The sequence below is a fragment of the Tropicimonas sp. IMCC34011 genome (assembly GCF_003390865.1).
Classification (GTDB): domain Bacteria; phylum Pseudomonadota; class Alphaproteobacteria; order Rhodobacterales; family Rhodobacteraceae; genus Tropicimonas_B.
This window is the reverse complement of record NZ_QMEJ01000009.1, coordinates 1-5,909: the sequence shown is the minus strand read 5'-3', so window position 1 is coordinate 5,909 and position 5,909 is coordinate 1. Positions and strand designations below refer to the sequence as shown.

At 55.3% G+C, this 5,909-nt stretch carries 3 tRNA genes and 3 rRNA genes; all 6 read left to right on the top strand.

Features of this window, described 5'->3' with window-relative positions:
* Window positions 1-562: 562 nt before the first annotated feature.
* A 16S ribosomal RNA gene (locus DQG15_RS17965) occupies window positions 563-2,030 on the top strand.
* A 142-nt stretch (window positions 2,031-2,172) separates the two neighbouring features.
* A tRNA-Ile gene (locus DQG15_RS17960) sits at window positions 2,173-2,249 on the top strand.
* 30 nt (window positions 2,250-2,279) lie between these two features.
* Window positions 2,280-2,355, top strand: a tRNA-Ala gene (locus DQG15_RS17955).
* Window positions 2,356-2,688: 333 nt separating this feature from the next.
* Window positions 2,689-5,522, top strand: a 23S ribosomal RNA gene (locus DQG15_RS17950).
* Between the two features lie 88 nt (window positions 5,523-5,610).
* A 5S ribosomal RNA gene (gene rrf, locus DQG15_RS17945) occupies window positions 5,611-5,725 on the top strand.
* Together the 16S, 23S and 5S rRNA genes with 3 tRNA genes alongside form the textbook arrangement of a ribosomal RNA operon.
* A 66-nt stretch (window positions 5,726-5,791) precedes the next feature.
* Window positions 5,792-5,868, top strand: a tRNA-Met gene (locus tag DQG15_RS17940).
* Window positions 5,869-5,909 lie beyond the last annotated feature (41 nt).

Below are 5,909 nucleotides of genomic sequence, written 5' to 3'. Positions count from 1 at the left end.
GAGTCGCGCTGATTCCGTGCTGTGGACGCTGGGTAAGGGAGTGTTTCGGGGGTCTTGGGTCTGGGGAGGTTGGTCTCAAGTCATTGATATTGGGTGGTTTCCTGTCTTTTTTTGGAAAAAGCGACGTTTCTGTAAAAAAGCTCTTGCGAGGTCCGGCTGATATCCGTAGACACCCCTTCACCGGCGGCGCTGAGGCGCACAACGGGACGCCAGACGGGGCGGCGGCAACGAGCCGACGCAGACGAGGCGGGAAAAATTAGAGGCAGATCGGGCGGGCGCGCCGAACAAGTTAGGGCGCACTCGGTTGGTTTTGTCTCTTCGCTCTTTGACATTGCGGGTACACTGAAGAGATATGTGGGCGGTCCGGTCCTTTCGATGGATCAACGTCTGTATATCGCGCTTCTAGGCTTCGGCCGATGATGAAGTGTCAGCTTCACTGTTTGAGTGAGGTTTCGGTTTCTTTGGAAACTGAAGCACGCATCAGACAGATGACTTCATCCGGATTAGCCTCCGGATGAGATGTGCAGAGGTTCGAACGTCAAGGATACATCTTCGGATGTTTCAACTTGAGAGTTTGATCCTGGCTCAGAACGAACGCTGGCGGCAGGCTTAACACATGCAAGTCGAGCGAGGTCTTCGGACCTAGCGGCGGACGGGTGAGTAACGCGTGGGAACGTGCCCTTCACTGCGGAATAGTCCCGGGAAACTGGGTTTAATACCGCATACGCCCTTCGGGGGAAAGATTTATCGGTGAAGGATCGGCCCGCGTTGGATTAGATAGTTGGTGGGGTAATGGCCTACCAAGTCGACGATCCATAGCTGGTTTGAGAGGATGATCAGCCACACTGGGACTGAGACACGGCCCAGACTCCTACGGGAGGCAGCAGTGGGGAATCTTAGACAATGGGCGCAAGCCTGATCTAGCCATGCCGCGTGAGTGACGAAGGCCCTAGGGTCGTAAAGCTCTTTCGCCAGGGAAGATAATGACGGTACCTGGTAAAGAAACCCCGGCTAACTCCGTGCCAGCAGCCGCGGTAATACGGAGGGGGTTAGCGTTGTTCGGAATTACTGGGCGTAAAGCGCGCGTAGGCGGACTGTTAAGTCGGGGGTGAAATCCCGGGGCTCAACCCCGGAACTGCCCTCGATACTGGCAGTCTTGAGTTCGAGAGAGGTGAGTGGAATTCCGAGTGTAGAGGTGAAATTCGTAGATATTCGGAGGAACACCAGTGGCGAAGGCGGCTCACTGGCTCGATACTGACGCTGAGGTGCGAAAGTGTGGGGAGCAAACAGGATTAGATACCCTGGTAGTCCACACCGTAAACGATGAATGCCAGACGTCGGGCAGCATGCTGTTCGGTGTCACACCTAACGGATTAAGCATTCCGCCTGGGGAGTACGGTCGCAAGATTAAAACTCAAAGGAATTGACGGGGGCCCGCACAAGCGGTGGAGCATGTGGTTTAATTCGAAGCAACGCGCAGAACCTTACCAACCCTTGACATCTGGATCGCGGTTTTCCGAGAGGAATTCCTTCAGTTCGGCTGGATCCAAGACAGGTGCTGCATGGCTGTCGTCAGCTCGTGTCGTGAGATGTTCGGTTAAGTCCGGCAACGAGCGCAACCCACATCCCTAGTTGCCAGCAGTTCGGCTGGGCACTCTATGGAAACTGCCCGTGATAAGCGGGAGGAAGGTGTGGATGACGTCAAGTCCTCATGGCCCTTACGGGTTGGGCTACACACGTGCTACAATGGTAGTGACAATGGGTTAATCCCCAAAAGCTATCTCAGTTCGGATTGGGGTCTGCAACTCGACCCCATGAAGTCGGAATCGCTAGTAATCGCGTAACAGCATGACGCGGTGAATACGTTCCCGGGCCTTGTACACACCGCCCGTCACACCATGGGAGTTGGGTTTACCCGAAGACGGTGCGCCGACCCTTACGGGGGGCAGCCGGCCACGGTAAGCTCAGCGACTGGGGTGAAGTCGTAACAAGGTAGCCGTAGGGGAACCTGCGGCTGGATCACCTCCTTTCTAAGGATGATCCTGGCAGGATGGCCAAGCTCTCGAGCTTTCCATCCTCGTGGATCACTTAGCAGCTTCTTCGGAAGCATATTCGGGGCCAGGCCGTCCTCATATCTCTTCAGTTTAAGCACACGGGCTACCGCCCGGTCTTGGGTCGGTAGCTCAGGTGGTTAGAGCGCACGCCTGATAAGCGTGAGGTCGGAGGTTCAAGTCCTCCTCGACCCACCATCGAACATGGGCCGGCAGATGCGGTCCTTCGGGGCGTTAGCTCAGCTGGGAGAGCACCTGCTTTGCAAGCAGGGGGTCATCGGTTCGATCCCGATACGCTCCACCATCACATCCGTCGCCTCGCGGCACGAGATCTGATGCCCTTGTGGCCGGTGGCCGCCAACCTTCAGTGCAATGTACCCAAGATTTCATCCGGTCCGATCGCGCAGCGCATGCGAGATGCGCTTCGCCGTCCGACCGGACGACTTTGACATCGTATAGAGAGATAATCATCAGAATTGTCCGACCTCCCGCGTTAGGGAAGGTCAGCGGGTTCGACCCGCGAAGACAATTTTGTTCCAAGTCAAGTACACTAACCAAACATGTTCCCTGCACGAACCAGGCAGGGAGCGGGAATGTACGACTTTTGATCGGAAGAAGCCTGTCTTCTTCTGGATCAAATCAAGCGCGAAAAGGGCGTTTGGTGGATGCCTTGGCAGTAAGAGGCGATGAAGGACGTGATACTCTGCGATAAGCCATGGGGAGCTGAGAATAAGCTTTGATCCATGGATTTCCGAATGGGGCAACCCACCTGACAGTTCGTTATTGATTGCTTTGCGGCAATGGATAACGCGCTGAACCAGGTACTTATTACCTGAATACATAGGGTTATAAGAGCAAACCCGGGGAACTGAAACATCTAAGTACCCGGAGGAAAGGAAATCAACAGATACTCCGCTAGTAGTGGCGAGCGAACGCGGACCAGCCAAGCCTCGATTGTGACCGGAACCGATTGGAAAATCGGGCCATAGTGGGTGACAGCCCCGTACGGGAAGCATGAGAGGATATATCAAGTAGGGCGGGACACGTGAAATCCTGTCTGAAGATCGGGGGACCACCCTCGAAGGCTAAGTACTCCTTACTGACCGATAGCGAACCAGTACCGTGAGGGAAAGGTGAAAAGCACCCCGACGAGGGGAGTGAAACAGTTTCTGAAACCGGACGCCTACAAGCAGTCGAAGGGACCTCGAGTCCTGACGGCGTACCTTTTGTATAATGGGTCATCGACTTGGTCTCACATGCAAGCTTAAGCCGATAGGTGTAGGCGCAGCGAAAGCGAGTCTTAATAGGGCGACTGAGTATGTGGGATCAGACCCGAAACCGAGTGATCTAGGCATGACCAGGATGAAGGTAAGGTAACACTTACTGGAGGTCCGAACCCACACCTGTTGAAAAAGGTCGGGATGAGTTGTGCCTAGGGGTGAAAGGCCAATCAAACTCGGAGATAGCTGGTTCTCCGCGAAAACTATTTAGGTAGTGCGTCATCCGAATACCCCGGGGGGTAGAGCACTGGATGGGTAATGGGGCCCCACAGGCTTACTGATCCTAACCAAACTCCGAATACCCGGAAGTACTAGATGGCAGACAGACGGCGGATGCTAACGTCCGTCGTCGAGAGGGAAACAACCCTGACCTACAGCTAAGGCCCCCAATTCGTGGCTAAGTGGGAAAGCAGGTGAGACGGCCAAAACAACCAGGAGGTTGGCTTAGAAGCAGCCATCCTTTAAAGATAGCGTAACAGCTCACTGGTCTAATTAAGCTGTCTTGCGGCGAAGATGTAACGGGGCTCAAGCCACGAGCCGAAGCTTAGGATGCGCATAGCGCATGGTAGCGGAGCGTAGTGTGACATAGTTCCATGCCTCCTCGCTCGTCCCTCGGGACGAGACTGGAGGCTCGGAACTTTCTGTGAAGCCGGCGCGTAAGCGATCCGGTGGAGAGATCACTAGCGAGAATGATGACATGAGTAGCGACAAACAGGGTGAGAGACCCTGTCGCCGAAAGTCCAAGGGTTCCTGCTTAAAGCTAATCTGAGCAGGGTAAGCCGGCCCCTAAGGCGAGGCCGAAAGGCGTAGCCGATGGGAACCACGTTAATATTCGTGGGCCAGGAGGATGTGACGGATTGCGAAGATTGTTCGACCTTATCGGATTGGTCGGGCCGTTTAGCAGTTCCTGGAAATAGCCCTCCATCAGACCGTACCCTAAACCGACACAGGTGGACTGGTAGAGAATACCAAGGCGCTTGAGAGAACGATGTTGAAGGAACTCGGCAAAATACCTCCGTAAGTTCGCGAGAAGGAGGCCCAGTTTCTAGGCAACTAGAGGCTGGGGGCACAAACCAGGGGGTGGCGACTGTTTACTAAAAACACAGGGCTCTGCGAAGTCGCAAGACGACGTATAGGGTCTGACGCCTGCCCGGTGCCGGAAGGTTAAAAGGAGGAGTGAGAGCTCCGAATTGAAGCCCCGGTAAACGGCGGCCGTAACTATAACGGTCCTAAGGTAGCGAAATTCCTTGTCGGGTAAGTTCCGACCTGCACGAATGGCGTAACGACTTCCCCGCTGTCTCCAACATCGACTCAGCGAAATTGAATTGCCTGTCAAGATGCAGGCTTCCCGCGGTTAGACGGAAAGACCCCGTGCACCTTTACTATAGCTTCGCACTGGCATCAGGACTGCGATGTGCAGGATAGGTGGTAGGCTTCGAAGCAGGGACGCCAGTCCCTGTGGAGCCTCCCTTGAGATACCACCCTTCGCATTCTTGATGTCTAACCGCGGCCCGTTATCCGGGTCCGGGACCCTGCGTGGTGGGTAGTTTGACTGGGGCGGTCGCCTCCTAAAGCGTAACGGAGGCGCGCGAAGGTTGGCTCAGAGCGGTCGGAAATCGCTCGTTGAGTGCAATGGCAGAAGCCAGCCTGACTGCAAGACTGACAAGTCGAGCAGAGTCGAAAGACGGCCATAGTGATCCGGTGGTCCCGAGTGGAAGGGCCATCGCTCAACGGATAAAAGGTACGCCGGGGATAACAGGCTGATGGTGCCCAAGAGTCCATATCGACGGCACCGTTTGGCACCTCGATGTCGGCTCATCTCATCCTGGGGCTGGAGCAGGTCCCAAGGGTACGGCTGTTCGCCGTTTAAAGAGGTACGTGAGCTGGGTTTAGAACGTCGTGAGACAGTTCGGTCCCTATCTGCCGTGGGTGTAGGATACTTGAGAGGAGTTGCCCCTAGTACGAGAGGACCGGGGTGAACGATCCACTGGTGGACCAGTTGTTATGCCAATAGCAGTGCTGGGTAGCTATGATCGGAAAGGATAACCGCTGAAGGCATCTAAGCGGGAAGCCCCCCTCAAAACAAGGTATCCCTGAGGGCCGTGGTAGACGACCACGTCGATAGGCCGGAGGTGTAAGCATGGTAACGTGCTCAGCTGACCGGTACTAATTGCCCGATAGGCTTGATTTGATCCAGTAGAAGACAGACTTCGGATCAAAAGCCGTACACAACTCAGAATACTCGGCTTGGAACATCGCCCCCCGCGGGGCTTTCTCGGTTTGGTGGTCATAGCGCGAGCAAAACACCCGATCCCATTCCGAACTCGGCCGTTAAGTGCCGTAGCGCCGATGGTACTGCGTCTCAAGACGTGGGAGAGTAGGTCGCCGCCAAACCTAGTAAGCCTCGCGGTCCAGCAATCACGATTATCTCTCTTGCGATGCAAACAGCACAAAAAGCACCGCGGGGTGGAGCAGCCCGGTAGCTCGTCAGGCTCATAACCTGAAGGTCGTAGGTTCAAATCCTACCCCCGCAACCATCGTTTCCGACAATGCCCTCGCCATCCGCGGGGGCTTTGTC